Source organism: Croceicoccus mobilis (assembly GCF_001661965.1).
Taxonomy (GTDB): Bacteria; Pseudomonadota; Alphaproteobacteria; order Sphingomonadales; family Sphingomonadaceae; genus Croceicoccus; species Croceicoccus mobilis.
Window position 1 is genome coordinate 45,263 of the sequence record NZ_LYWZ01000023.1, and the last position, 24,236, is coordinate 69,498.

26 protein-coding genes and 1 tRNA gene are annotated in these 24,236 nt (G+C 63.6%); 10 read left to right on the plus strand and 17 right to left on the minus strand.

The window, feature by feature from the left end; all coding sequences use genetic code 11:
- Positions 1-166: 166 nt before the first annotated feature.
- A complete protein-coding gene (locus A9D13_RS12285; protein WP_156522046.1) occupies positions 167-541 on the plus strand; it encodes a hypothetical protein in 375 nt (124 codons plus the stop codon).
- 337 nt (positions 542-878) lie between these two features.
- On the opposite strand, the gene A9D13_RS12290 is transcribed toward A9D13_RS12285, so the two are convergent.
- Positions 879-1,277 carry a DUF1761 domain-containing protein gene (locus A9D13_RS12290; RefSeq protein WP_066774193.1) on the minus strand — a complete coding sequence of 133 codons (399 nt, stop codon included), beginning with the start codon at positions 1,275-1,277 and terminating at the stop codon, positions 879-881.
- A gap of 146 nt (positions 1,278-1,423) precedes the next feature.
- On the opposite strand from A9D13_RS12290, the gene rimO reads away from it, so the two are divergent.
- The 3 genes from rimO to rplA all read left to right on the plus strand — a co-directional run bounded on the left by rimO (position 1,424) and on the right by rplA (position 4,116).
- Positions 1,424-2,818 (plus strand): 30S ribosomal protein S12 methylthiotransferase RimO, encoded by a 1,395-nt coding sequence (gene rimO / locus A9D13_RS12295; RefSeq protein ID WP_066774195.1) that lies wholly within the window; start codon positions 1,424-1,426, stop codon positions 2,816-2,818.
- A 163-nt stretch (positions 2,819-2,981) separates the two neighbouring features.
- A complete protein-coding gene (gene rplK / locus A9D13_RS12300; RefSeq protein WP_066774201.1) occupies positions 2,982-3,413 on the plus strand; it encodes a 50S ribosomal protein L11 in 432 nt (143 codons plus the stop codon).
- Positions 3,414-3,417: 4 nt separating this feature from the next.
- Positions 3,418-4,116, plus strand: a complete 699-nt coding sequence (rplA, locus tag A9D13_RS12305; RefSeq protein ID WP_066774206.1) for a 50S ribosomal protein L1 — start codon at positions 3,418-3,420, stop codon at positions 4,114-4,116.
- 85 nt (positions 4,117-4,201) lie between these two features.
- Here rplA and A9D13_RS12310 read toward each other — a convergent pair whose 3' ends face one another.
- The 5 genes from A9D13_RS12310 to secE all read right to left on the minus strand — a co-directional run bounded on the left by A9D13_RS12310 (position 4,202) and on the right by secE (position 8,184).
- Complete coding sequence (locus A9D13_RS12310; protein WP_066774208.1) at positions 4,202-5,536, minus strand: aminopeptidase P N-terminal domain-containing protein; 1,335 nt, start codon at positions 5,534-5,536, stop codon at positions 4,202-4,204.
- A gap of 73 nt (positions 5,537-5,609) precedes the next feature.
- The gene (locus A9D13_RS12315) at positions 5,610-6,350 is read right to left on the minus strand and encodes a hypothetical protein (RefSeq protein ID WP_156522047.1); all 741 of its coding nucleotides are present in this window, start codon (positions 6,348-6,350) and stop codon (positions 5,610-5,612) included.
- Between the two features lie 152 nt (positions 6,351-6,502).
- Positions 6,503-7,276, minus strand: coding sequence for a competence/damage-inducible protein A (locus tag A9D13_RS12320; protein ID WP_066774209.1), 774 nt, complete (start codon positions 7,274-7,276; stop codon positions 6,503-6,505).
- 57 nt (positions 7,277-7,333) lie between these two features.
- Positions 7,334-7,870 (minus strand): transcription termination/antitermination protein NusG, encoded by a 537-nt coding sequence (nusG, locus tag A9D13_RS12325; protein WP_066774211.1) that lies wholly within the window; start codon positions 7,868-7,870, stop codon positions 7,334-7,336.
- 65 nt (positions 7,871-7,935) lie between these two features.
- Positions 7,936-8,184 (minus strand): preprotein translocase subunit SecE, encoded by a 249-nt coding sequence (gene secE / locus A9D13_RS12330; protein WP_066774213.1) that lies wholly within the window; start codon positions 8,182-8,184, stop codon positions 7,936-7,938.
- A 325-nt stretch (positions 8,185-8,509) separates the two neighbouring features.
- Here secE and A9D13_RS12335 point away from each other — a divergent pair, with 325 nt between their 5' ends.
- Positions 8,510-10,057 (plus strand): alanine/glycine:cation symporter family protein, encoded by a 1,548-nt coding sequence (locus tag A9D13_RS12335; protein ID WP_066774216.1) that lies wholly within the window; start codon positions 8,510-8,512, stop codon positions 10,055-10,057.
- A gap of 377 nt (positions 10,058-10,434) precedes the next feature.
- Here the strand turns inward: A9D13_RS12335 and A9D13_RS12340 are convergent.
- Positions 10,435-10,510, minus strand: a tRNA-Trp gene (locus A9D13_RS12340).
- Positions 10,511-10,619: 109 nt separating this feature from the next.
- On the opposite strand from A9D13_RS12340, the gene aat reads away from it, so the two are divergent.
- Entirely contained in the window at positions 10,620-11,372 is a 753-nt protein-coding gene (gene aat / locus A9D13_RS12345) for a leucyl/phenylalanyl-tRNA--protein transferase (RefSeq protein ID WP_172808169.1), read from the plus strand.
- Here the strand turns inward: aat and A9D13_RS12350 are convergent.
- From A9D13_RS12350 to A9D13_RS12365, 4 genes are all read right to left on the minus strand, one after another.
- Positions 11,303-11,878 carry a DUF2155 domain-containing protein gene (locus A9D13_RS12350; RefSeq protein WP_066774218.1) on the minus strand — a complete coding sequence of 192 codons (576 nt, stop codon included), beginning with the start codon at positions 11,876-11,878 and terminating at the stop codon, positions 11,303-11,305. The genes aat and A9D13_RS12350 overlap by 70 nt on opposite strands.
- A complete protein-coding gene (locus tag A9D13_RS12355; RefSeq protein ID WP_066774220.1) occupies positions 11,875-12,273 on the minus strand; it encodes an NADH:ubiquinone oxidoreductase subunit NDUFA12 in 399 nt (132 codons plus the stop codon). The genes A9D13_RS12350 and A9D13_RS12355 overlap by 4 nt, the downstream gene beginning before the upstream one ends.
- 73 nt (positions 12,274-12,346) lie before the next feature.
- Positions 12,347-12,886, minus strand: coding sequence for a DUF192 domain-containing protein (locus A9D13_RS12360; protein WP_229665429.1), 540 nt, complete (start codon positions 12,884-12,886; stop codon positions 12,347-12,349).
- Positions 12,883-13,401 carry a regulatory protein RecX gene (locus A9D13_RS12365; RefSeq protein ID WP_229665432.1) on the minus strand — a complete coding sequence of 173 codons (519 nt, stop codon included), beginning with the start codon at positions 13,399-13,401 and terminating at the stop codon, positions 12,883-12,885. The genes A9D13_RS12360 and A9D13_RS12365 overlap by 4 nt, the downstream gene beginning before the upstream one ends.
- Positions 13,402-13,840: 439 nt before the next feature.
- On the opposite strand from A9D13_RS12365, the gene A9D13_RS12370 reads away from it, so the two are divergent.
- Positions 13,841-15,607: a fatty acyl-AMP ligase gene (locus A9D13_RS12370; protein ID WP_066774633.1), complete on the plus strand. Its 1,767-nt coding sequence runs from the start codon at positions 13,841-13,843 to the stop codon at positions 15,605-15,607.
- A gap of 46 nt (positions 15,608-15,653) precedes the next feature.
- On the opposite strand, the gene A9D13_RS12375 is transcribed toward A9D13_RS12370, so the two are convergent.
- Genes A9D13_RS12375 through modA form a run of 3 tightly spaced genes read right to left on the minus strand, consistent with a single transcriptional unit; the run spans position 15,654 to position 17,775 of the window.
- The gene (locus tag A9D13_RS12375; RefSeq protein WP_066774224.1) at positions 15,654-16,274 is read right to left on the minus strand and encodes an ATP-binding cassette domain-containing protein; all 621 of its coding nucleotides are present in this window, start codon (positions 16,272-16,274) and stop codon (positions 15,654-15,656) included.
- On the minus strand, positions 16,271-16,969 hold the full coding sequence (gene modB / locus A9D13_RS12380; RefSeq protein ID WP_082922371.1) for a molybdate ABC transporter permease subunit: 699 nt from the start codon (positions 16,967-16,969) through the stop codon (positions 16,271-16,273). The genes A9D13_RS12375 and modB overlap by 4 nt, the downstream gene beginning before the upstream one ends.
- Complete coding sequence (gene modA, locus A9D13_RS12385) at positions 16,969-17,775, minus strand: molybdate ABC transporter substrate-binding protein (protein ID WP_066774229.1); 807 nt, start codon at positions 17,773-17,775, stop codon at positions 16,969-16,971. The genes modB and modA overlap by 1 nt, the downstream gene beginning before the upstream one ends.
- Positions 17,776-17,894: 119 nt before the next feature.
- Between modA and A9D13_RS12390 the strand changes: the two genes are divergently transcribed.
- The 3 genes from A9D13_RS12390 to A9D13_RS12400 all read left to right on the plus strand — a co-directional run bounded on the left by A9D13_RS12390 (position 17,895) and on the right by A9D13_RS12400 (position 20,286).
- Positions 17,895-18,410 carry a flavin reductase family protein gene (locus tag A9D13_RS12390; protein ID WP_066774231.1) on the plus strand — a complete coding sequence of 172 codons (516 nt, stop codon included), beginning with the start codon at positions 17,895-17,897 and terminating at the stop codon, positions 18,408-18,410.
- 122 nt (positions 18,411-18,532) lie between these two features.
- Positions 18,533-19,246, plus strand: coding sequence for a Crp/Fnr family transcriptional regulator (locus tag A9D13_RS12395; protein WP_066774232.1), 714 nt, complete (start codon positions 18,533-18,535; stop codon positions 19,244-19,246).
- Positions 19,247-19,248: 2 nt separating this feature from the next.
- Entirely contained in the window at positions 19,249-20,286 is a 1,038-nt protein-coding gene (locus A9D13_RS12400) for a S66 peptidase family protein (RefSeq protein WP_156522048.1), read from the plus strand.
- A 1-nt stretch (position 20,287) separates the two neighbouring features.
- Here A9D13_RS12400 and A9D13_RS12405 read toward each other — a convergent pair whose 3' ends face one another.
- From A9D13_RS12405 to A9D13_RS12415, 3 genes are read right to left on the minus strand one after another with little or no spacing between them, the layout of a single operon-like run.
- Positions 20,288-21,679, minus strand: coding sequence for a uracil-xanthine permease family protein (locus A9D13_RS12405; protein WP_229665435.1), 1,392 nt, complete (start codon positions 21,677-21,679; stop codon positions 20,288-20,290).
- Positions 21,680-23,038: an 8-oxoguanine deaminase gene (locus A9D13_RS12410; RefSeq protein WP_156522049.1), complete on the minus strand. Its 1,359-nt coding sequence runs from the start codon at positions 23,036-23,038 to the stop codon at positions 21,680-21,682. It lies immediately after the preceding gene.
- A gap of 10 nt (positions 23,039-23,048) precedes the next feature.
- The gene (locus tag A9D13_RS12415) at positions 23,049-24,158 is read right to left on the minus strand and encodes a purine nucleoside permease (RefSeq protein ID WP_066774236.1); all 1,110 of its coding nucleotides are present in this window, start codon (positions 24,156-24,158) and stop codon (positions 23,049-23,051) included.
- Between the last annotated feature and the right edge of the window lie 78 nt (positions 24,159-24,236).

The following is a 24,236-nucleotide window of genomic DNA, read 5'->3' on the forward strand; positions in this document are numbered from 1 at the left end:
AACGACCGATTGCGGACGTTGTGATTGACACTTCTCGCCTTGAAAAAGAGGGTGTAAATTCCCCGCAAGTATGCAACGCAAAACTGCCTCACTCCTCGCCGAACAAACTGGACTTCAGCTATTGTCCTTCCGGCACTTCGATTGCCTCTTGTTTCAAAGAGCGGAAGTGCTGAAGATGTTTATGCCGGAGACCAGACGTGCCATAGGTGGGTCTCCACAGGATAGATTGGTATCCGGCTACTTAATTGCCGCTTTTCAATCCGACCTGATCAAGCTTCGACCGCCCTCCAAAAGATTCGATTTATTGAATGTCATCGCGCAGATTCCCGTGATGAACTTTCCCTGGCTGGTGTCGTATTCTGCTTTTGACGGTGAAGCGGTCGATCAGCGGTTTATGGATGGCATTAGCGCACTCCTATCTGCGCTACCGAGTGATCGCATTGGATGGGAAACGCGTTTTGGCGATGACATATTCAGCGCCCGGAGCGGCGAAAGGCTCTTTTCGATCGTGCATTACTTGCGTAAGGTTGATCGACTGTGAGTGCGATCGACTATGCGTCCGCTTCCCACCCCGTTCCGGTCATTAGCTCATAAATGCCAAACGCCCGAAACCTGCCGCAGCCTCGGCAAAGCCGCGACTCTCACGTCGAACGCTCCGCCGCACGCGGTCCAGCTTTAACTGTCCTACACGCGGAATTCCTGCCAACGGTCCCTCGCGCGCGCATGCAAGCAGGCTCTTTCACAGCGTCGAGATTTTCCCTTTGCGGCCATGTGTCACCCATGGGTCGCCAAGCCCTGCTTTCCTGCGGGTTACAGGCGGGTGACGCCGGTTGTAGGAGATGTCACTTATGTCACCCTCACGTGCATAAGACAGTCGCTCAACTTCTGAGGAAGAACACCAGCCCCATGGCGAGATAGGCCAGCAGCCAGAACCCCGCATCGACAAAGGCGAATACCCGCGAATTGCGCTGGTACAGATAGTTGGTCCACAGTGCCGGGATCACGAAGAACAGCGCGATCCCGCCGCTCATCATGAAATAGAGCCACCATTTGGTCGGGTCCGACAGGCGGGCGAACATGTGGCCCAGCATGATTGCGGATAGCTGGATCAGCAGATAGGTGCCGATGATCGTGACCCATGGGCGGCGGCGCACTTCCAGACCGCCCGGCCCTGCCTTCACCGCGATGGGCCGCGCAAACAGTCTGTACCAGCCCGCAGCCACCGCCATCGCGGCCCATGCAGCTAGAAAGCACCCCAGCCAGTCCACCGGTCCCATCCAGATCCTCGTAATAAATCGCGTCCGTGGGGCCACAGTGTAACGATGGATGGTAACAAATGAAAAGGGGTCAGTTTGTCGCAGCGAAACGGGCCGATCACGCCGATGCTGGCGCAAAGCCGCGCGCAGGTGTAGGGGCGCAGCCCATGTCCGACATCATTGCCCCCGATTCTGCGCCCAAGAACATTGCGCCTGCCCCAAAGGTTGGGATGGTCAGCCTCGGCTGCCCGAAAGCGCTGGTCGATTCAGAGCGCATCCTGACGAAGCTTCGCGCCGATGGCTATGCGATGAGCCCCGATTACGCCGGGGCCGACGTCGTGCTGGTCAACACCTGCGGTTTTCTCGACAGCGCCAAGGAAGAGAGCCTTGAAGCAATCGGAGAGGCGATCGCCGAAAATGGCCGCGTGATCGTGACCGGTTGCATGGGCGAAGAGGCGGAAACGATCCGCGCCCGCTTTCCGCAAGTGCTCGCCGTTACCGGTGCGCATCAGTACGAACAGGTCGTCGATGCGGTGCACGAAGCGGCCCCTGCCGAGCGCGGCCCCTTCGTCGACCTAGTGCCGCAGCCCGATATCAAGCTGACCCCGCGCCATTACAGCTATCTCAAGATTTCCGAAGGCTGCAACCACTCCTGCGCCTTCTGCATCATCCCGCAGCTGCGCGGAAAGCTGGCCAGCCGCCGCATCGACGCCGTACTGCGCGAGGCCGAAAAGCTGGTCGCCGCTGGGACCAAGGAACTGCTGGTCATTTCGCAGGACACCTCTGCCTATGGCGTGGATGTCCGGCACGAGGCGCGCATGTGGAAGGACCGCGAGATCCGCACCCACATGACTGACCTCGCCCGCGAACTGGGCGGTTTGCGCACATCGGATGGCGTTCCGCCGTGGGTGCGCCTCCACTATGTCTATCCCTATCCGCATGTCGATGCGGTCATCCCGTTGATGGCTCAGGGGCTGATTACCCCCTATCTCGACATTCCGTTTCAGCATGCCAGCCCGTCGGTGCTTCGCGCCATGAAGCGCCCCGCGAACGAGGCGAAGGTGCTGGACCGCCTAAAATCATGGCGCGAAATTTGCCCCGACCTCACCGTGCGGTCGAGCTTCGTCGTCGGCTTTCCCGGCGAGACCGAGGACGATTTCAAATATCTCCTCGACTGGCTTGAGGAAGCGCAGCTGGACCGCGTCGGCGGGTTCCGGTTTGAGCCTGTAGAAGGCGCTGCTGCCAACAACCTGCCGAACCCGGTGCCCGAAGAGGTAAAGGAAGAACGCTACGCCCGCCTGATGGAAGTGACCGAGCGGATCAGCGCGGCGAAACTTGCCGCCAAGGTCGGCCGTATCATCCCCGTCATCATCGACGAGGTGGGCGAACCGGACGAAGACGGCGACATCGGCGCCACCGGCCGTTCACAGGCCGACGCGCCCGAGATCGACGGCAATGTCTTCATCCGCGATGTCGATGCCAGCCTGCAGGCAGGCGACATCATCGAGGTGGTGGTGGAAGAAGCCGACGCGCACGACCTCTACGCCGCGCCGTCGGCCTGAACCGGCGACTTGATTCGAATCGTCAAAGTGCCTATGCGCGCGCCTTCCCGCGAGAAATCACCGGGAAACCCTGCGGGAGGAGGCCGAAAGCGCCTCTGCCTGACCGCTTAACATGAGGGCGCTTCGAAAGAGCCGTCCGACAGTGTGATAAAGGAGTGGCCCCATGGCCAAGAAGATCGAAGGCTATATCAAGCTGCAGGTGCCTGCCGGCACCGCCAACCCGTCCCCGCCGATCGGCCCTGCGCTGGGTCAGCGCGGCGTGAACATCATGGAATTCTGCAAGGCGTTCAATGCCGCCACGCAGGAACTTGAAAAGGGCATGCCGATCCCGACGACCATCACGGTCTATGCGGATCGTTCGTTCACCTTCACGACCAAGTCGCCCCCGGCGTCGTTCCTTCTGAAGAAGGCCGCGAAGCTGAAGTCGGGTTCGAAGGAGCCGGGCAAGGTTTCGGCCGGAACCATCAAGCGCAGCGAAGTGACCGCCATCGCCGAACAGAAGATGGCCGACCTCAACGCGAACGATATCGACCAGGCAACCAAGATCATCGAAGGCTCTGCGCGTTCGATGGGCCTCGAAGTGGTGGAGGGCTGAACCAATGGCAAAGCAGACCAAGAAGCAGAAGATGCTGGCCGAGAAGCTGGACGCTGAAAAGCTGTACGGTTTCGACGAAGCGCTCGCGACCCTGCGCGACCTGCAGACCGCGAAGTTCGACCAGACCCTCGAAGTCGCGATGAACCTCGGCGTCGATCCGCGCCACGCCGACCAGCAGGTCCGTGGCATGGTTTCGCTGCCCGCAGGTACCGGCAAGACCGTCAAGGTCGCCGTGTTCGCACGTGGCGACAACGCCGAAAAGGCGCTGGAAGCAGGGGCCGACAAGGTTGGCGCCGAAGACCTGATGGAAGACATGCAGGCCGGCAACCTCGACTATGACCGCGTGATCGCGACCCCCGACATGATGGGCGTCGTCGGCCGTCTCGGTAAGGTGCTGGGCCCCAAGGGCCTGATGCCGAACCCGAAGCTGGGCACCGTGACCCCGAACGTGGCGCAGGCCGTCAAGGACGCCAAGGGCGGCCAGGTCCAGTACCGCGTCGAAAAGGCCGGTATCATCCATTCGGGCATCGGCAAGCTGTCGTTCTCGGACGCTGACCTCAAGAGCAACTTCGACGCATTCGTCGACGCTGTGATCAAGGCCAAGCCGTCGGGCGCGAAGGGCAAGTATGTGAAGAAGATCTCGGTCTCCTCCTCGATGGGCCCGGGCCTCAAGATCGACGCCACGGATATCGCCGGCGCCTGATCGCGAGAGTTTTCGCAAAGAAAAACGGGCCGGGAAGCAATCGCGCTTCCCGGCCCTTTTTCTTTGCCTGCGATCGACGGCGGGGTCAGCCCGCCATCAGCGCCTCGATCGCGTCGGGATCGCGGGGCGTTCCATCGCTCATGTGACGGGACCCGGTTTTCGTGACGAGGTAATCATCCTCGATCCGGATGCCGAAACCGCGTTCAGGCAGATAGATGCCCGGCTCTATCGTCAATGTCGTATTGGCGGGCAGAGGTGCGCGCCAGTCGCCCACGTCATGCACGTCGAGACCGATGGGATGACCAAGCCCATGCCAGAAGGCATCGCCATAACCTGCCGCATCGATCAGTTTTTCCGCGGCGCGCTGGGCGGCGGAATACGGAACGCCCGCCTTCAGCTGCGCTGCGCCCGCGTTTTGCGCGGCCAGCACGATCTCATAGACCTTGCGCTGTTCGTCGGTGAACTTGCCATTGGCCGGAAAGGCGCGCGAAATATCGGCGGAATAGCCGCCGACATGTGCGCCCACATCCAGCTGGATCATGTCGCCGTCGTGGATCACCCCGTCATTGCCGCCATAATGCAGCGCCGTGGTCGCCATGCCCGTCGACGAATTGGACGGGAAGCCCAGCCCGTCGCCGCCGGCTTCGCGAAATCCCGTTTCCATGATCGCCTTTAGCTGGCGTTCGGTCATGCCCAGCTTCACCTGCTTCATGGCCAAGGTGATGCCCGCCTCGGTCGCACGGATCGCCTTGGTGATCAGGTCGATTTCGCGCGGTTCCTTCACCAGCCGCATGTCACGGATCAGGTGCGCGGAATTGACCGTCTTCACACCCGGATTGCGCGCGGCAATCTTGCCATACAGGTCCAGCACGGGCGGCAGCGGGGCGCTGGGCGATACCACCGGACCCAGGAAATGCATTGTCCCCGCGCGCGCCGCCAATGCAGCCGTCAGCCCGGCCAGCGAGCGTGTGCGATAGACTTTCTCGAACCCGGTCCGGCTTTCGATTTCCGCCCCGCTCCACAGCCGCACGCCGAACCAGCGGTCCGTTTCGGCATTGGCCTCTGCGACCAGCAGATATTCGCGCGATCCCTCCTCCTCGTCGGGAGCGAGCAGCAGCGCGGCACCAGCTATGTCGTGCAGCCCGGTCAAATATTCGAAATCATCGGACTGCCCCGCCAGCGGGTCGAGCACGCCATCGGGCAGCGTCGTCGCGCCATAGACCAGCCCCACGCCGCCGCCCATCTTCTCCATCAGCTTTGCCCGACGTTCGCGATAGACTTCCGCCGTGAAAGGAAAGGTGCGTGACGGCGATCCATATTTCGCCGGTCCCGACAGGTCCTGCGCCAATGCTGCTGATGGAATCAATGGCAGCGCCGCGCCCGCGGTCAGCCCACCCAGAAAACGACGACGGTCGTGCATGCAAGTTCCCCCTACCTGGTTGCAGATGGAACCATGGCAGGAAGATTCATGCTAATCCAGAACTAGAAAGCGGTCAGGCGGGGCCCTGCACCGATGAAGGAAATCCCTCTAGCAAGGCGGCAGACAGGCGCGTCGCAATATCGCCCTCTTCCCAATGCTCGTCATCCTCACACGTCCAGATCTGGGCGCGCGATTCCCATATGACTTCATTCGTTTCACGGTCGCGGATGCGCAGTTCCATGCGGGTGGAAAGCAGCGCGGTCTTCGGCTTCGTCAGGTCGACATTGACCGCCATGCCATAGGCCGTGCCGCGATTCGATACGGATACTGCGGTCGATCCACTGACCGGGTTGCGCTTGCGTTCCGCCGGTTCGGCGACGGTGCGGATGATGCGGATCTCGGCAACTTGCCCGATCTCGTCGGGCGGAAGCTGGCTGTCATAGCCCGCCATGACCAGCCGGTCGATCATGGCCGCCTCATAGGTCAGGCGGTCGCGGGCATCGGGGGTGCTGTCAGGCTTGGAGGTGATGGTGATGCCGCCCTCGCCCAGCCTGCCCGCTGCGTCCTTTGCACTGAAATGCTCGGCCGTGACCTGCCCCTCACGGCTATCGGGAAGGTCGCGCACGGTGCTGCGCGGGTTCGACAGGGCAAGCGGATCACCCCATGCACCGGGGCCATCGCGCCAGGCATCCGATCCGGTGCGACCGCCCCACGGTCGCATCTGCGCTGCAGCGGGTGTCGCGGCGGCGGCAACCGCCACGCCCGCCCCGATCATGAACACGCCCAGCGCGCGTTTCGATGCAATCTTGTTCAAGGCGATCCCGCTCTTCGTCATCTCATCAGGGCGCATGCAATCCTCGACGGCAGTCGTCGATGTCCCCTGCCCTCGGGCTAGGCCTAGCCAGCTTGCAGCCAGATGAACGAACCGCATCAGTTTGTATCGGTATCGATCCGCGATGCGCGCGATCAGATTCCGCCCGGCGTGAAGGTCCGCCCCTGTTCGCCCAACCCCTCGCACAGGGCATGGACACAGCTTGCCAGCAGATCGGGATCGGTGGCGCGCACGACGAAATTGGCGCCGACCTGCCCCTCACGGAAAAAGGGATAGCTGCCGATCTGCACCCCTTCATGCGCCTGTTCACATTCGCGCAGCAGGTCGGCCACCTCGCTCTCGCCGACCCAGCAGCCGACGGTTTCCGACAGCACAGGCGCACCGCCCTCCAGCGTGCCGGTCAGCGCATCGAGCATGCCTGCGGTGATATTGGGGACGCCCGCCATCAGGAAGACATTTTCGATGCGGATACCGGGCGCACCGGAATAGCGATTGGGAATTAACGATGCGCCATCGGGCGTCCGCGCCATGCGCAAGCGCGCATCGTTCACGCCGCCGCGCGTTTCATAATATGCCTCGAGGATCGCGCGCGCTTCGGGGTGAATGATGACATCCAGCCCCATGGCGGCGGACACAGCATCGACCGTGATGTCGTCATGCGTCGGGCCGATCCCGCCCGTGGTGAAGAGATAGTCGCTCCGCGCGCGCAATATGTTCACCGCCTCGACAATGGCATCCATGTCATCGGCGACGACGCGCACTTCCTTCAGCCGGATGCCCTGCACCTGCAGCCAGCTCGCGACCTGCGCGATATTCTTGTCATGGGTGCGGCCCGACAGGATCTCGTCACCAATGACGAGAAGCGCCGCGGTCCAGATACGAGATTTGTCAGGAGCAGAATCAGGCATGGACGGTGGCTTAGCGCGCCCGCCGGACCCGCGCCACCGTCCAGTGCCGGTATTGGCTTACTTGACCAGTTCGACCTGCTCGAAGTCCAGCTCGACCGGGGTCGCGCGGCCAAAGATCGAGACCGAGACCTTGACCTTGTTCTTGTCGAAGTCGAGCTCTTCCACCACGCCGTTGAAGCTGGCGAAGGGACCGTCGAGGACCTTGACCGAATCGCCGATCTCGTAATCGACGCTGACTTCGCGCTTGGGCGCGGCGGCGGCTTCGTCGCGGGCACCGAAATAGCGGGCTGCCTCACGCTCCGAAATCGGCTGCGGCTTGTTGTTGTTGCCAAGGAAGCCGGTCACCTTGGGCGTGTTCTTCACAAGGTGATAGACATCGTCGTTCATGGCGAGCTTCGCCAGAACATAACCCGGCATGGTCTTGCGCTCGGTCTGCACCTTCTTGCCGCGCTTCACCTCGGTGATGGTCTCGGACGGCACCTCGACCTGCTCGACCAGCGCTTCCAGCCCGGTGCGCTCAGCCTCGGCGAGGATGGCTTCCTTCACCTTGTTTTCGAAACCGGAGTACGCGTGGATGATGTACCAGCGGGCCATGGGTCTTCCTTCAACTCTCTTGTGCCGCCGGACCGCGCCGGCGCGTGAATTTCGATAAGGGCCGCTCAGGCGAGCGAGAGCAGCCACTGCATGATGGCACCGAACGCGGTGTCGATGCCCAGGAAGAACAGCGACAGGATCAGCACCATGATGCCGACGAAGATCGAGGTCTGCGCAGTCTCGCCCCAGGTGGGCCAGACGACCTTCGAGCCTTCGGCCCGGACCTGATTGATGAACTCGGCGGGCGAGGTCTTCTTTTTCGCGGGCGCGCTCTTCGCAGGGGCGGCCTGCTTGGGCTCGGGCGTCTTCGCCATGAATCGATTCCTGTTCTTCAAAAGCTTTTTCGCCATCGGCTCATCGCCGCTCCAACCGGGGTCGGAGACGGCGTTTAAGTATCCCGATGACTGGAAACACCGGCGCACATAGCCCCGCACGCAGCCATGTGCAAGGGTATGCATATAGCTTCACGCTATAGCTTCACCCCGCCGCCACTCGCACGATTTGTCGCAATTCGGACGATTTGACCTGAACGCGATCTAACTTCGGTGGAAGTTGCCGCAATTGATGCTGGTCATGCGGCACTGCAGCAGGTAGCCATTGCAACCAATCTGTCATGACGGACTGGGGAACTCTTCGAATATGAGCGCAGAGATGCCGGCGACAAGCCTGCTCGATCACGTAACGAACATCTCGGATTTCATCTGGGGCGGAACATGGTACGGAGAGCAGGTCTACCTGCCTTTCGGCGTCCCGCTGCTCCCGATGACCTTCATGCTTTTGGGCGTGGGTCTGTACCTGATGATCGGCCTTCGCGGCTATCCGATCCTGAAGCTGGGCAGCGCCTTCATGGGCCTGTTCTCCAGCCGCAAGGGCAAGGGCGAGGGTGAGATCAGCCCGTTCGCCGCTCTCTCCACCGCATTGTCGGGCCAGGTCGGCACCGGCAACCTTGCAGGCGTCGCCACCGCGATCGCGCTGGGCGGTCCGGGCGCGGTGTTCTGGATGTGGATTACCGCCCTGATCGGCATGGCACTGGGCTTTGCCGAAGGTGCGCTTGCCATCCGCTACCGCGAAAAGACGGTGGAAGGCCACTGGCGCGGCGGTCCGATGAGCTACATCATGCAGGGCCTCGGCCCCAAATGGACGTGGCTTGCCATCATCTTCTGTATCGGCACGCTGTTCTCGGGCCTTGTCACCGGTAACTCGATCCAGTCGAACGAAGTGGCGAGCGGCCTGCAGGAACTGTTCGGCATCGAACGCTGGCTGGGCGGCCTGATCGTCGCCATCGCGGTGTTCGTCGTCATCATCGGCGGCATCAAGTCGATTGGCTCGATCGCCGAAAAGGTCGTGCCCTTCATGGCCGCGGCCTATATCACGATGGCGCTGATCGCGATCTTCATCAACATCGCCGACATCCCCGAAACCTTCAGCCGCATCTTCGCAGGCGCATTCAACATGCAGTCGGCCAGCGGCGGTTTCGCAGGTGCAGCGATCATCATGGCGATCCGCGCCGGCGTCGCCCGCGGCCTGTTCTCGAACGAAAGCGGGCAGGGTTCGACCCCGATCGCCCACGCCGTGGCGCAGACCGACGATCCGCAGCTTCAGGGCCGCATGGCGATGATGGGCACCTTCATCGACACCATCGTGATCTGCACCATGACGGCGCTGGTCATCCTGACCGTCGAAGGCCCCTTCTCCTTCGAAGGCGAAGCGGTGAAGCATGTCTGGCAGTCGGACCTCGGCACGACCGCCCAGTCGGGCTTCGTCACCACCAGCGCGGCCTTTGCGGCGGCCTTCCCGTTCCTGATCGGCAATGTCCCGCTGGGCACGCTGGTCGCTTCGGTGGCGCTGATGCTGTTCGTGTTCACCACGCTCCTCACCTGGAGCTATTATGGCGAGCGCGCGATCACCTTCATCTACGACCGTTTCCCGGGTTCGACCCCGGGCGGTGAAAAGATCCTGCACATCATCTGGCGCGTGCTGTGGTGCGTGGCGATCTGGTTCTCGGCCACCCAGCCTTCGCAGCTGGTCTGGCGGCTGGGCGACATCTCGAACGCGACGATGGCGCTGCCGAACCTGATTGCGCTGGCCGCATTGTCGGGCGTGGTGTTCAAGCTGGCCAAGGGCCACAAGGACGCCGGCAACGACCATGTCGACAACGCCAGCAGCTCGGAGACAAGGGCGGACTAAACGCCCGGCTCCGGCAGCAAGACTGCAAAACGCCCCGAGGCCACGCGGCTTCGGGGCGTTTTCATTGGTTGCGCCCGAATTTTATTGGCGTCGAGTCAGTCGGTTGGAGAAATTCTTCCGCCCCATCGCGAAAAAAGCGCGTCCCGCCGGGAACCGCTTCGCGATGACGAGGTTTTGGAATCCGTGACCGCACTGTCTCCCTGGCCCGGCCCGCCCGCCCGGTCAAAGAAGTGCCGGTCCCCATGAATATCTGGAACTCCCTCGACCGATCCCGATGGCGGTAGCCCACCCAGGCTGCCGCCATTAGTCTATGCGGAGCCCGCAAACGGGCCGCAGCGCGGCTGGACGCGGCTTGTCGGATCGATGCTGGAAGGAAATGGCAGGGGTGACAGGATTCGAACCCGTGGCCCTCGGTTTTGGAGACCGATGCTCTACCAGCTGAGCTACACCCCTGCAGGAAGCTGGCCCTCTATAGAGTGTTTTGCGCCCTGACAAGCCTCTCGATCCAAACGCGTGCAGCCTGTCGACGAAAGCGCGTGAAAATGGCATGATACCGCCTGAAATGAGCAATCGAAGCCGCCCCTCCGATGCGCAGGACGTGATCGACCCGGACCTGCTGATGCTCGCCTACAGGAGCGGCATCTTCCCGATGGCCGAATCGCGCGACGATCCCTCGGTCGTCTGGATCGAGCCGCGCGAGAGGGCGATCATTCCCCTCGATGGCCTCCATGTCTCGCGCAGCTTGAAGAAGGTTTTGAAGTCGGGCCGCTTCCACGTCACCTGCAACGCCGCCTTTGCCGAGGTGGTCGAGGCCTGCGCCGCCCCGCGCCGCCCGACCATGCAGGAGGACGGCATCGACGATGGCTCCGAAAGCTGGATCAGCCACCGGATCGCCGCAAGCTATCGCCTGCTCCATTCGCTGGGGCGAGCCCATTCGATCGAGGTGTGGCAGCAGGGCGATGGCGGACCCGTAATGGTGGGCGGACTATATGGCGTGGGCTTTGCGCGCGCGTTCTGCGGCGAATCGATGTTCAGCACCGCCAGCGATGCCAGCAAGGTGGCTCTATGCTATCTGGTCGCGGCCATGCGCGCCTCGCGGCTGGAGCTGCTCGACTGCCAGTTCATGACCGGCCATCTGGGCCGCATGGGTGCCGTAGCCATGCCGCAATCCGAATATCTGGAACTGTTGGCAAAGGCGATGCGCCCGTCCAGCCTCGCGCCGTTCTCAACCCTGCCCGAAGGATTTCACTCGCTGATCGAGGGCTCTTCCTCGCCGGGGAAGGTCATCGCGCAGTCCTTTACCCAGACGTCATAGATCGGATGTTCGACCACGTTGAGTGACGGGCTGTTCTTGAACAGCCAGCCCGAGAAGATCTGCTGGAACGGCGCATCGTCATCGCGTCCGGCGTCACGGATCGAAACCTGCACGAACGCACCCGTCTCGGGCTCAGGGTCCCACGGCGGGCGCCGCTCGCAAGTGGCGAGCTTGACGATGACATTATCGACCTGCGTCTGCTCTCCGGGCTTCAGCTCGATGTCGACGGTGACATTATTGCGCTTGTTGAGAAGGCCCAGCGTCGCGACGCGATCTTCAAGCGGCGTGCCCTGCGGCAAATCCTCTGCATCGGCGGCGGCTTCGTCACCTGCGGCGATGGTCTCGTTCTCGGCCTGCGCGGCGATCGCGGGAGCCTGCGTATCGACGCCATCATCGGTCGCTGCAACCTCGCCTTCGGGTGCAGCCTCCTCGCTCGGCCCGCAGGCCGACAGCGCCAGCAGGCCGCCTGCCAGCAGCCAGCCTGTCAGCGAGCGCGAGAAAATCACTGGTCCGGCGACCAGGCTTCGTAATCGCCGGTGGCACGGGCGCGCACACCGCCCTGCTCCAGCGCACCCTTGGGGCGATAGGCGGCCATGCTGCCGGTGGCATTGGGGGTGTAATCCGATTCCCAGATGCGCGGCGGCGGCAGGTTGCTTTCGGGAACGCCCTCACCCGCGCCGTGCAGCCAGCCGTGCCATTCGGCCGGCACATTGCTGGCATCGTTGGAGCCGGCATAGATCACCCAGCGGTGCTCTGCCCCTTGCGCATTGGGCTTCTTGCCCCGGAAATAGCGGTTGCCGGCAGCATCGTGGCCGACTTCCTCGCCGTTCTTCCAGCTAAAGAGGTGGGTTCCGATGGTGGCGCCGTCCCACCAGGTGAAGATCTTGGAGAGAATATTCATCGTGAAGTCCCGTTAGCCCGTGCGGGCCGCTGCTGCAATGCCGTAAAAAGGGCGTTTTGCCTCCGGTCGCGCCTTACGGCTTTTCCCATGCGATCTTGTCGCCCGGCTGCAGCCCCAGCTCTGCCGCGCGGCCGCCTGCAATTTCCAGCACGCCGATCACCGCGCCTTGGGAAGCGATGGGATCGAGCGAATAGGGCTCGGCGTTGGCGGCGATGCTCTCGATCGTCGAATCAGGGGCGATGAAGATCAGGTCGAGCGGAATGACCGTGTTCTTCATCCAGAAGCTGCGCGGCGCGGGCGGTGCGCCCGGGCTCATCACCTCGTTCGGGAAGATCATACCCTCGTTCGGCCCAAGCGACTGGCGGAACATCAGCCCCTTCATCTCGGACTTGGCGTCAGTGGTATATTCGACGTCGAAAAGAATGTCCTTGCCCCCGCTGGTGATGGTGAGGGGCACGACCGGGAGGCCGGAAACCGGGTGGATGACAGATGCCTCGGCCTCAGCCGCGCTGGTGGCGGGCGCTTCGGCCTGGGTGCAGGCGGATGCGCCAAGCCCCAGCAGCATCGAGCCGGCCACAGCCAGCGGGAAAGCACCCGTTTTCAATGAGATCACGTCCAGTATTCCTCGTCAGGCTCTTGCGGGCGCATTTCCTCGGCCCACTCCAGCGCAATTTCCTGGCTGGCGGCATTGACCAATTCGCGCGCACTGTCCAGTGCATGTCCGGCGCGCAACATGGATGCGATCTGCTTTTCGCGCAAAGCCCGCTCGGCAGGCGGCTCGCCCGATGCGGCGAATGGTCCGAAACCCTTTTTCTGCGCCATGCGAAGCGCGGCGCTGCGTGCTTCGAATTCGCCGATTTCGCGTCGGTCATCCCAATCCACGCCCGCCTGGTCGAGTGCGGCATTGATCCGCCGCTCGCCATACCCGCGGCGCAAAAGGCCGCCGGTCCTGGCCCGCGCGAACACGGCATCATTCACATAGCCATGCTCGACAAAGCGGGCGACCAGCGCGTCGATGTCCGGCAAAGCCTCACCTTCGGCCCATTCGTGTTCGCGGATTTTGCGCCGGCAATAGCGTTCCAGCGCCTTTGCCGTGGTGGCGAAACGCGCGACGTAATTCAGCGCCATCTCCTCCAACGAAGCCGAATCGAGCGGCTTTCGCCCCCTTGCGCGGCGATTTGTTCGTGGATAATGGCCCTCATCCGCTGTCATGACGCCTTAATCGTGCCACACTCCGGTAACAATGGGAACGACCCCGGAAGAATAAGCCGATAGATCGTTAATGGCGGCAATGCTTCACGGGTTGCAAAACAAGGGGAGTGAGCCAATGCCTCTCATCCTGCGCAGATCTACCCGTGGGGAGACGGACCGAAACCTGTCCTGCCCGAATGTATCGCCTCGTATTTCTTGCCGTGTCTTCACGCGGCGTTCAGCGGGCGATGGGCTAGGCAGCGCGCTTCATGGCCGGTCATGGATCGGACCGTGCACTGAAACGCATGTCTGGAATTTGGGCGGTCCCCCTGTGGATCGCCGGAACTGAAGTTTGAACGGGAAAAGCGACAGTATCATGACCGAGACCCCCCAGCGGGCCGAGGAAGCCCTCGCTGCCACCGAGATTCGGCCTACCCCCAATGCGGACGCGCTGCCGCGCCGTTTTGCCGATTTCGAGACCTTTGCCGACGCGCTCGATTATGCCGCGACCGGACAGCGTGGGCTGAATTTCCACGATGCGCGCGGCCGGCTCGTGCGCCCCTATCCCTTTTCCGAACTGCGCACCGATGCGCTGGATACGGCGCGCCGCCTGATCGACCATGGCGTAAAGCCAGGTGATCGCATCGCGCTGATCGCCGAAACCGGGACCGAATTCGCGGCCCTGTTCTGCGGCGCGGTCTATGCCGGCGCGTGGCCGGTGCCGCTGCCGCTGCCCACCAGCTTTGGCGGCAAGGAAAGCTATATCGACCAGCTCGCGGTCCAGCTTTCCAGCTCCGATCCGAAAATGCTGTTCTTCCCCGGTGAGATTTCGACGATGGCCGAAGCCGCCTGCGAACGTCAGGGCTGCGAGGCGCTGGACTGGGACGCATTTGGCGAGCGCGAAGTGTCTGATTGCGAACTGCCGAAGCTGTCGGGCGATGATATCTGCTATCTGCAGTATTCCTCCGGCTCGACCCGTTTCCCGCATGGCGTCGCGGTTACGCATACCGCGCTGCTGTCGAACCTTGCCGCGCACTCGCACGGCATGCAGCTCAAGGACCAGGACCGCTGCATCAGCTGGCTGCCTTGGTATCATGACATGGGCCTTGTCGGCTGCTTCCTGTCGCTGATCGCGAACCAGGTCTCGGGCGACTATCTCAAGACCGAGGATTTCGCCCGCCGCCCGCTCGCATGGCTCGACCTGATCAGCCGCAACGAGGGGGATTCGATCTCCTACTCGCCGACCTTCGGCTATGACATTTGCGCACGCCGCATCTCCAGCCAGTCGAACGTTTCGGAACGCTTCGACCTCGCGCGGTGGCGGCTTGCGGGCAATGGCGCAGACATGATCCGCCCCGATGTCATGCAGAATTTCGTCGACGCATTCGCCGATGCGGGTTTCAAGGCCAATGCCTTCACCCCCAGCTACGGCCTTGCCGAAGCGACGCTGGCTGTCACCATCATGCCGCCGGGCGAAGGGATCAGGGTCGAACTGGTCGAGGAAGAGCGCCTGTCGGGCGTGCCGCGCGACCTGTCGCGTCCGGCCCGCTATCGCGCCATCGTCAATTGCGGCAAGCCCGTGCGCGACATGGATGTCGAGATCCGGGGCGAGGACGGGCATGTCCTGTCCGACCACATGATCGGCAAGGTCTGGTGCGCGGGCCCCAGCGTCATGCACTCCTATTTCCGCGATCCCGAATCGACCGAGGCGTGCCTTGTCGGCGGATGGCTGGATACAGGCGACATGGGCTATATGGCCGATGGCTATCTGTTCATCGTCGGCCGTGCGAAGGACATGATCATCATCAATGGCAAGAACCATTGGCCGCAGGATATCGAGTGGGCCGTCGAACAGCTTCCCGGTTTCCACCAGGGCGACATTGCCGCCTTTGCCGTGCAGTCGGATAATGGCGAGGAAGTCCCGGCCGTGCTGGTCCATTGCCGCATTTCCGATCCGGTGGAGCGCGTGAAGCTGCACGACCAGATCCGCGACAAGGTGCGTTCGATCACCGGCATGAACTGCGTCGTCGAACTGGTCCCGCCGCGCACGCTGCCGCGCACTTCGTCGGGCAAATTGAGCCGCGCGAAGGCGAAGAAGCTCTATCTCGCAGGCGAGATCGAGCCTTACCGCATTGCTGCCTGATACTGGGCGGACTGAAACCGGGCGGCCTGAAACCGGGCTGCTTAGATCATAGCGCGACCGCTTTGCCAGCCAGTCGCCGCACCTCTTCGGGGTTGTGGCTGACATAAAGCATCGGCAGGGCAAAGCGGTCGCGTATCCGCTCTATCACCTGCAAGATCCCCTCGCGGCGGTCATCGTCCAGCGAGGCCAGCGGCTCGTCCAGCAAAAGGAACCGCGGCCCGCGCAGCAAAGCCCGCCCAATGGCGATGCGCCGCGTCTCACCACCCGACAACGCACGCGGCCGCCGCGCCAGCAAATGCGCGATGCCAAGCAGGTCCGCGCATTCCGCCAGCGTCGTCAGCGCCTCCCCTTCCGCATGGCGCAGGCCGAAGGTCAGGTTCTGTTCGACCGTCAGATGCGGAAACAGGCGGCTGTCCTGAAACACATAGCCGCAGCCGCGCTCCTCGGGTTTCAGGTCGATGCCCGATGCCCGATCGAACAAAACGCGCCCGGCGACCGCGATGCGTCCCTCCAGCGGGCGCAGCAATCCCGCGATCGCGTCCAGAACGCTGGTCTTGCCGATGCCAGACGGGCCGGTGATGGCGACCACGGATTCATCTGCCTGCAGCGACAAAGCGATCCGCCTGCCGGGCCGTTTCACCGTGATGTCGATATCGAAAACGCTCACAGCACATGGCCCTTTCGCTCACCCGCAGCGCCCCGCCGCGCCAGCCATTCCGACACCACCAGCGCGCCCAGCGACAACGCCACCGACACCAGCGCCAGCCGCGTGACCTGCGTCTCGCCGCCCGGCACTTGCAGTGCGGTGTAGATGCCCAGCGGCAGGGTGCGCGTTTCGCCCGGAATATTCGCGGCAAAGGTGATCGTCGCGCCGAACTCGCCAATGGATCGCGCGAACCCCAGCACCAGCGCGGCCAGCACTCCCGGCGCGGCCAAAGGCAGGGTCACGCGGCGAAACGCCTCCCACGGCCCTGCGCCCAATGTGCGCGCCGCGCTTTCCAGCCGCGTGTCGATCGCCTCTATCGACAAGCGGATCGCCCGCACCATCAAAGGCAGCGCCATGACCGCCGCCGCCAGCGCCGCCCCTGTCCAGTGGAACGAGAACGCCAGCCCGAAAGCATCATTCAACAGCCGCCCCACCGGTCCCCTCGGCCCGAACGAAAGCAGCAGCAGCCAGCCCGTGACCACCGGCGGCAGCACCAGCGGCAAATGCACCAGCGCATCGAGCAGCAGCATGCCGGGAAAGCGTTTCCGGGCCAGCACCCATGCCAGGGCGAACGCCAGCGGCAGCACGCAGGCGATCGCCACCACGCTGACCTTCAGCGAAAGCGCGACGATCTGCCATTCGGTCGGCGAAAGCATCAGTCGTGCGCAGCCTGCTCAGCCGGGCCGAAGCCATGGCCGGCCAGCACGGCCTGCCCGGCATCCGACAGCAGGTAATCGCGGAAATCCGCCGCCTCCGCCGCTTTCGACGTCGCCACCATGGCCACCGGATAGCGGATGGCAGGATGGCTGTGCGCCGGGAACGTGCCGACAACGCGCACCCTGGGTTCGGATGCGGCATCGGTCGCATAGGTCACGCCCAAAGGCGCGGCCCCGCGCGCGACCAGCAGCAGCGCGGCACGCACATTCTCGGCAGGAGCCAGCCTGTCTTTCACGCTGTCCCAGACACCCAGCTGGCTCAACGCAGCCTTTGCATAGCGGCCTGCGGGCACGCTCTCGGTTTCCGCCACGGCCAGTCGTCCACCATGCAGCGCATCGGCCAGATCGAACCCCGATACAGGATCGAGCGTCAACGAGCCATCGGACGGCCCGATCAGCACCAGCGCATTGGTCGCCATCACCGCGCGGCTGCCATCCCGGATGAAACCGCCCTCCTCCAACTCGTCCATCCATGCCTCGTCGGCAGACACGAACATATCCGCGGGCGCTCCCGCCTCGATCTGGCGGGCCATGGCCGAACTTGCCGCAAAGGAGAGGACGGGCCGCGCATGCCCCTGGCCTGCCCATTCATCCGCGGCCTCTTCCAGCGCGTCATGCATGGATGCTGCCGCCAGCACGACGGGCCCCCCATGTTTACCGTCATCGCTGGCACCGCCCGAACAGGCCAGCAGGGGAACCGCGAACAAAAGGGCCAGGAAGCGGCGCAACGAGAGGGAAAGGATCATGGAAAAAGCGCCTAGCCTGCCCGGCCCGTCAAGAAAAGCGCACATGCAGCGCGCCGGGGCTGGCACCACCGAATGAGAGCCGCTAGACCGCCAGCGACGACAGGCCAACAGGAGCAAAGATGCCGCAGGACGGACCGAATGTGGATGTAGAGATCGACCCCGCGCATTTCCGCGATGTGCTGGGCAATTATCCCACCGGAGTCTGCGTCATCACCGCCAGCCATGCCAGCAACGGCGCGGTGGGCATCGTCGTCGGCTCGTTCGGCTCGGTCTCGCTGGATCCGCCGCTGGTCGCGTTCTATATCGGCAAGGGTTCGGGCAGCTGGCCACAGGTGCGCGAATGCGGGCAGTTTTGCGTCAACGTATTGGGCGAGGACCAGCTGGACCTGTGCGGCCGCATCGCCAGCCGGCGTGAGGACAAGTTCCACGATGTTGCCCATCGGCTTACGGAAAACGGCATGCCGGTGCTGGATGACGTGGTCGCCTATATCGAATGCGCCATCGACGCAGAGATCGATGCGGGCGATCATTTCATCGTGCTGGGCCGCGTGATCAACCTGACGACCGAACGTGACGTCGGGCCACTGCTTTTCTTCCGCGGCGGCTATGGTCGTTTCAAAGAGCTGGATGAATAGTTCGCGCCGTTTCAAAAGCTTGCTCGGTTAATGCTTTTGCGACCTTTGTCTATGCCCTGAAATAGGCCGATTTCACCGCCTTTGGCTGGAAATATTTCGCACTTGCAGCTAAGGCAGCGGGCATGACGGCCTCGACCCAACAGCGCACGCGCCATTTTTGTGATACTTGCGCCATCCGCAATCGGGCGATTTGCGCCGATCTCGAAAATCAGGAAATCGACCTTCTCAACACCATCGGTCGCCGCCGTACGCTGGCACCGGGCGAACAGCTATTGTGGGAAGGCGATGAAGCGGTTTTGGTCGCCAATGTGATTGATGGCGTGCTCAAGCTCTCGACCCAGACGTCCGACGGGCGCGAACAGATTTTGGGTCTGACCTATCCGTCCGATTTCCTTGGCCGCCCCTTTGGCGAGACCACGCCTTATGGCGTGGAGGCGCTGACCGAGGCGCAGGTCTGCGTGTTCGAGCGCCGCGATTTCGACCGTTTCGCCCGCGAACATCCGCGGCTCGAACATCGCCTGCTCGAACGCACGCTGGCAGAGCTTGATCGCACGCGCCGCTGGATGCTGCTGCTTGGCCGCATGAACGCGGAGCAGAAGCTGGCCGCCTTCCTGCTTGAAATGGTCGACCGACTGGGCGTGAACAGTGCCACTGACAATGGCGCGGCCCTGACCCTGCCGCTCTCGCGCCAGCAGATCGCCGATGTGCTGGGCCTGACGATCGAGACGGTGAGCCGCCAGTTCACCCGTATGAAGAACGAAGGGCTGATAGACCTTCCCTCGCGCCGCGAAGTCGTGATTCTCGACCGCGGCGCGCTAGAGGACCGCGCCGCCTGACGGTGCTGACCCGCCGCGCAGCATTGGGCGCGGCCCTTGTCGGGGGCGCATTGGCGCTGCCGATCCCTGCGCTGCCGCGCGCAAATCCGGCAAAACCCCTGCCCCTAAAACCCCTGCCCCTGCGCCCCGGCGATGTGGTGGGCGTGATCGAACCGGCCAGCCATCTCGACGATCCCGCCGGGATCGAGCGGGTGCTTTACACCATTCGCGGCATGGGACTGGTGCCAAAGGTCGGCGCCAATGTGGAAGCGCGGCACGGCTATCTGGCGGGAACCGATGCGCAGCGCGCCGCCGATTACAACGCCATGGTCGCCGACCCGCAAGTACGCGCCATCTTCGCCGTGCGCGGCGGCTGGGGCAGCGCGCGCATGCTGCCGCTGGTGGATTGGGAAGCGGTGCGCGCCCATCCCAAGCTGCTGATCGGCTTTTCCGACATCACCGCCCTGCACCTTGCCATTGCGAGGCGGGCAGGATTTGCCACGCTGCACGCCCCCAATGGCGCATCGAGCTGGCCCAATCCCAGTTGGGAAAGCTTCTGGCGCCTGGCCTTTGCCGCAGAAACCCCGACCATCGCGCTAAAGCGCGAAGGAAGCGCGCCGCCTGTCACGCTGTCGCCGGGCAAGGCCCGCGGGCGACTGCTGGGCGGCAATCTGACGGTGCTATCGACATTGATGGGCACCAAATGGCTGCCCGATTTCACCGGTGCGATCCTGTTTCTGGAGGATGTGGGCGAGGACGAATACCGCATCGACCGCATGCTGACGCAGCTGGCGCTGGCAGGCGTGCTGGGGCAGGTGTCGGGCGTAATCTTTGGCCAGTGCACCAATTGCCGCGCCGATGTCGAAGGCTATACCGGCCTGACCCTGCCGCAGATCTATGCCGAACATCTGGGCAGCCTTGGCGTGCCGGTCGTGACGGGCGCGAATATCGGTCATGTCCGCGCGCAAGTGTCCCTGCCCAGCGGCGGCATGGTCGAACTGGATGCCGATGCGGCAGTCCTGCGCCTGACAGAGCCGATTACCGCTGCCCGTGAATGGTAGGCTAAGCCTCGCGCCCCGGCACGATCAGGTTCAGCACCACCGCGATCACGGCAGCGGGCAGCACTCCCGATCCCAGCAGCACGCCCCATGTCTCTCCCGCATGGGACAGCGCCGCAGGCTCAAGCTGCAAGCCCAGCGACACCGACAGCGCAATGCCGAAGATGAGCATGTTGCGCTGGCTCCAAGTCACCGATTGCAGGATCGACAGCGCCGCAGAGGCGACCATGCCGAACATCACGATGACCCCGCCGCCCAGCACCTCGATCGGGATGGTGGTAACGAGCGCGCCGATCTTCGGCACGAAGCCCGCAATGATCAGGAACACCGCGCCCACGGTGACGACATGGCGGCTCATCACCCCGGTAATCGCGATAAGGCCGACGTTCTGGCTGAAGCTGGTATTGGGCAATGCCCCGAAAATCGCGGCGAGGGCCGTGCCGAAGCCATCGGCCATGGTCGCGCCTGAAAGCTCCTTGTCAGTTGCCTCGCGCCCCGCACCGCCTTCGCAAATGCCGGAAACGTCGCCCACCGTTTCGATGGCCGAAACGACTCCCATCAGGCAGAAACCGAGGATGGCCGACGCCGAAATGGCAAAGCCGAAACGAAACGGATCGGGCAACGCCACCCAGCCGACCTGCGCCACGGGATCGAGCGACACCCGGCCAAGTAATGCCGCCACGCCATAGCCCGCGATCAACCCGATCAGCACCGCCGCCGTCGCCCAGATGCCGCGCGCGAAAAAGCACAGGCCCAGCGTCACGAAGGCCACCGTCCCTGCCAGCATCCAGCCGATCCCCGCGCCATAATCAGGCCGGTCCGCCGGCAGTCCGCCAGCAGCATATTGCACCCCCACCCGCATCAGCGAGAGGCCGATCATCAGCACCACCAACCCCGTCACCAAGGGCGGCAGCGCAAAGCGTATCTTCCCGACCACCAATGACAGCGACATGTGGAAGAGCCCGCCAAACAATGCCCCCGTAGTCAGCGCCGCCATGCCCGCCACGCCCTGCCCCGCGACAATGGGGATCATGATGGGCAGGAAGGCAAAGCTCGTCCCTTGCACGATCGGCAGGCGCGCGCCCATTGGCCCTGCGCCGATCGTCTGGAACAGCGTGGCGATCCCTGCGAACAGCATTGCCATCTGGATCATGTAGATCATCGGCGATGGATCGTCCGACCCGTACCCGAACCCTGCCGCACCCGCGACAATGATCGCAGGCGCAAGGTTTGACACGAACATCGCCAACACATGCTGGATGCCCAGCGGCACCGCGATGGCGAGGCCGGGGAAATATTCGGGATCGCGCGCCTGTTCGGGCGACATTATGCCGCGATAATCCTTGGCCGAGGGCGGGGTGCCGCCCTCCTCCAGCGTCTGGGCGAAATCGCTCATTCAGAACATCTCCATCAGGCGGGCGCGGGATCTGTTGGCGGCTTTCACAATGGCCTCTGCGTCCACCTGCGCCAGATGACCGGAGCGGACCGTCCAGCGCCCCTCCACCATGACGTCGCGCGCCTTTGGCGGCGGGCAGAGGGCGAGCGCGGCGATCGGGTCCCATGCGCCTGCCGTATCGACGCCGCCCATGTCCCAGACGGCGAGATCGGCACGCTTGCCGACCTCCAGCGATCCGCAGTCATAGCGTCCCAGAACCTGCGCCCCGCCGCGTGTCGCCAGCCACAGCGCCTCTCGCGGGTCGAAGCGGTCGGCACCATTCTCCACGCGCTGCAACAGCATGGCCTGCCGCGCCTCTTGCAGCAGATTGCCGCTGTCATTGCTGGCGCTGCCATCGACGCCTAAACCCACCGGCACACCCGCATCGCACATCGCCCGCACCGGCGCGATCCCGGAGCCAAGGCGGCAATTGGAACACGGACAATGCGCCACGCCGGTTTTCGTGCGGGCGAACAGGGCGATTTCGTCAGCGTCCAGTTGCACGCAATGGGCGTGCCAGACATCATCGCCTGTCCAGCCCAGCTCTTGGGCATATTCACCCGGACGGCAGCCGAATTTTTCAATCGAGTAGCGAACATCATCCGCGTCCTCGGCCAGATGGGTGTGCAGCATCACGCCCTTGTCACGCGCCAGCAGGGCGGATTCGCGCATCAGCTCGCGCGTCACCGAAAACGGCGAACAGGGCGCGACCGCGACGCGCAGCATGGCCCCATCGGACCCGTCGTGAAACCGGTCGATCACGCGGATCGTGTCGGCAAGGATCGCGTCCTCGTCCTCCACCACGGAATCGGGCGGCAGGCCGCCGTCGCTCTCGCCCAAGCTCATCGAACCGCGTGTGGCGTGAAAGCGCATGCCGGTCCCGGCGGCGGCATGGATCGTGTCGTCCAGCGTCACCCCGTCGGCGTAGATATAATGATGGTCGCTGCTCATCGTGCAGCCCGACAGGGCGAGTTCGGCCAGGCCCAGTTGCACGGCTGCGAACACGTCATCGGGCGTATAGGCCGCCCAGATCGGATAGAGACGCTTGAGCCAGCCGAACAGCGATGCGCTTTCGGCACCCGGCACGGCGCGCGTCAGGCTCTGGTAGAGATGGTGGTGCGTGTTGACGAGGCCGGGGGTGACGACACAGCCCGAAGCCTCGATCACCTCGTCCGCGCTCGCGATCTCTTTGGCGAAATCATCCGCGCCGCCAACGCCCGCGATCACGCCATCGCGCACCAGCAGCACGCCATCCGCGATCTCCCGGCGGGCATCGTCCATGCAGGCCAGCGTCGCCCCGCGAATGATCGTCAGCGGCACGCGGTCCCCCTCAGGGCGTGTTCTCGGCGTAATGGTCCCAATCGGAAAGGATCGTATCGACCACTTTCGAGCCGACGATATACAGGCTCTCGACCGATGCCTTCAGCCCGGCATAGCCCTCGTTTTCACCCAGCAGGTAGGTCGCGGCATCCACGCCCGGCGGGGGCATGGTGAAATTGCTGCCTGCGCGCAGCACCAGCATGCGGTCCTTGTCGGCACGGCCAACGCGATCGAGGTAAGTCATCGCGGTCATCACGCCTGTATCCTCCATCGCGGAGGTCACGAATTCACCCTTCCCTTCGGTCCAGTAATCGACCCACTCATTGGCCCAGTCGGTCATCAGCTTGCCGTGCCAGAAGGTCATGGCGGCAAGCTGCTCGCCCTCCAGCACGAAAGGCGGCTTCTGCGCATTGGGATAGCCGGTGTAGTGGGAGCGCTCTTCGGCGATGGCCTCGTCGTCGGGAAGCTCGATGTCCTTGGTCAGCTCATAGGCCCAAGCGACGAGCGAAGGGTTCACCTGGAACATCTCTCCACCCGAAGGATCGACAGGTGTGGTGCGGTCATTGGGCCCCTTGGTGTGGCGCGGGAAATAGCCGAACTTCCAGTCGGCCGGAATTTCACGCGGATCGATTTCGTGTGCGAGGTCGCCATCGACCAGATAGCGCGCCCATGCGGCGCTGCCGATGGATGCGTCTTCGGGGTCGATCCCGGCGATGCCGGCGACCAGCCAATAGCTTTGCGTCAGGTCGAAACGGTCATCGAGGCCCAGCGCCATGGTGGCGGAGGTGGAGCGCGCGGTGCCGATGCCGGTCACCATGCCCAGCACCTGCGTTTCGGGATTATAGTAGAGGTCGTGGAACGACTGCGGGAAAGGAATGCGCGTATCGAGCCCGCGGCGTTCCCGCCACAGCTGGAACTCGCCCGCGACATCGCCTTCGTCATCGCCGATCTCGAACAGCGAGACGATGACCATCTTCACCGGCAGCGGCGTTTCGCACGGGGCGGCGGGCTGGCAGGTTTCGAGCACCTTGGCCACGTCCTCTTCGGGCGTGGCATAGGCGGGCGTCGTAAGGGCGAAGAGGGCCGCGGCGGCGGCGATGGCGCGGGTAAGCCGCTTCATGAGCGCATCCTTGGGAAAGCTGGTGATGCGAAGAGCGGGCGGGCCCTTCGCATCGAAAGCGGGCGCCGAAGCCGTGAT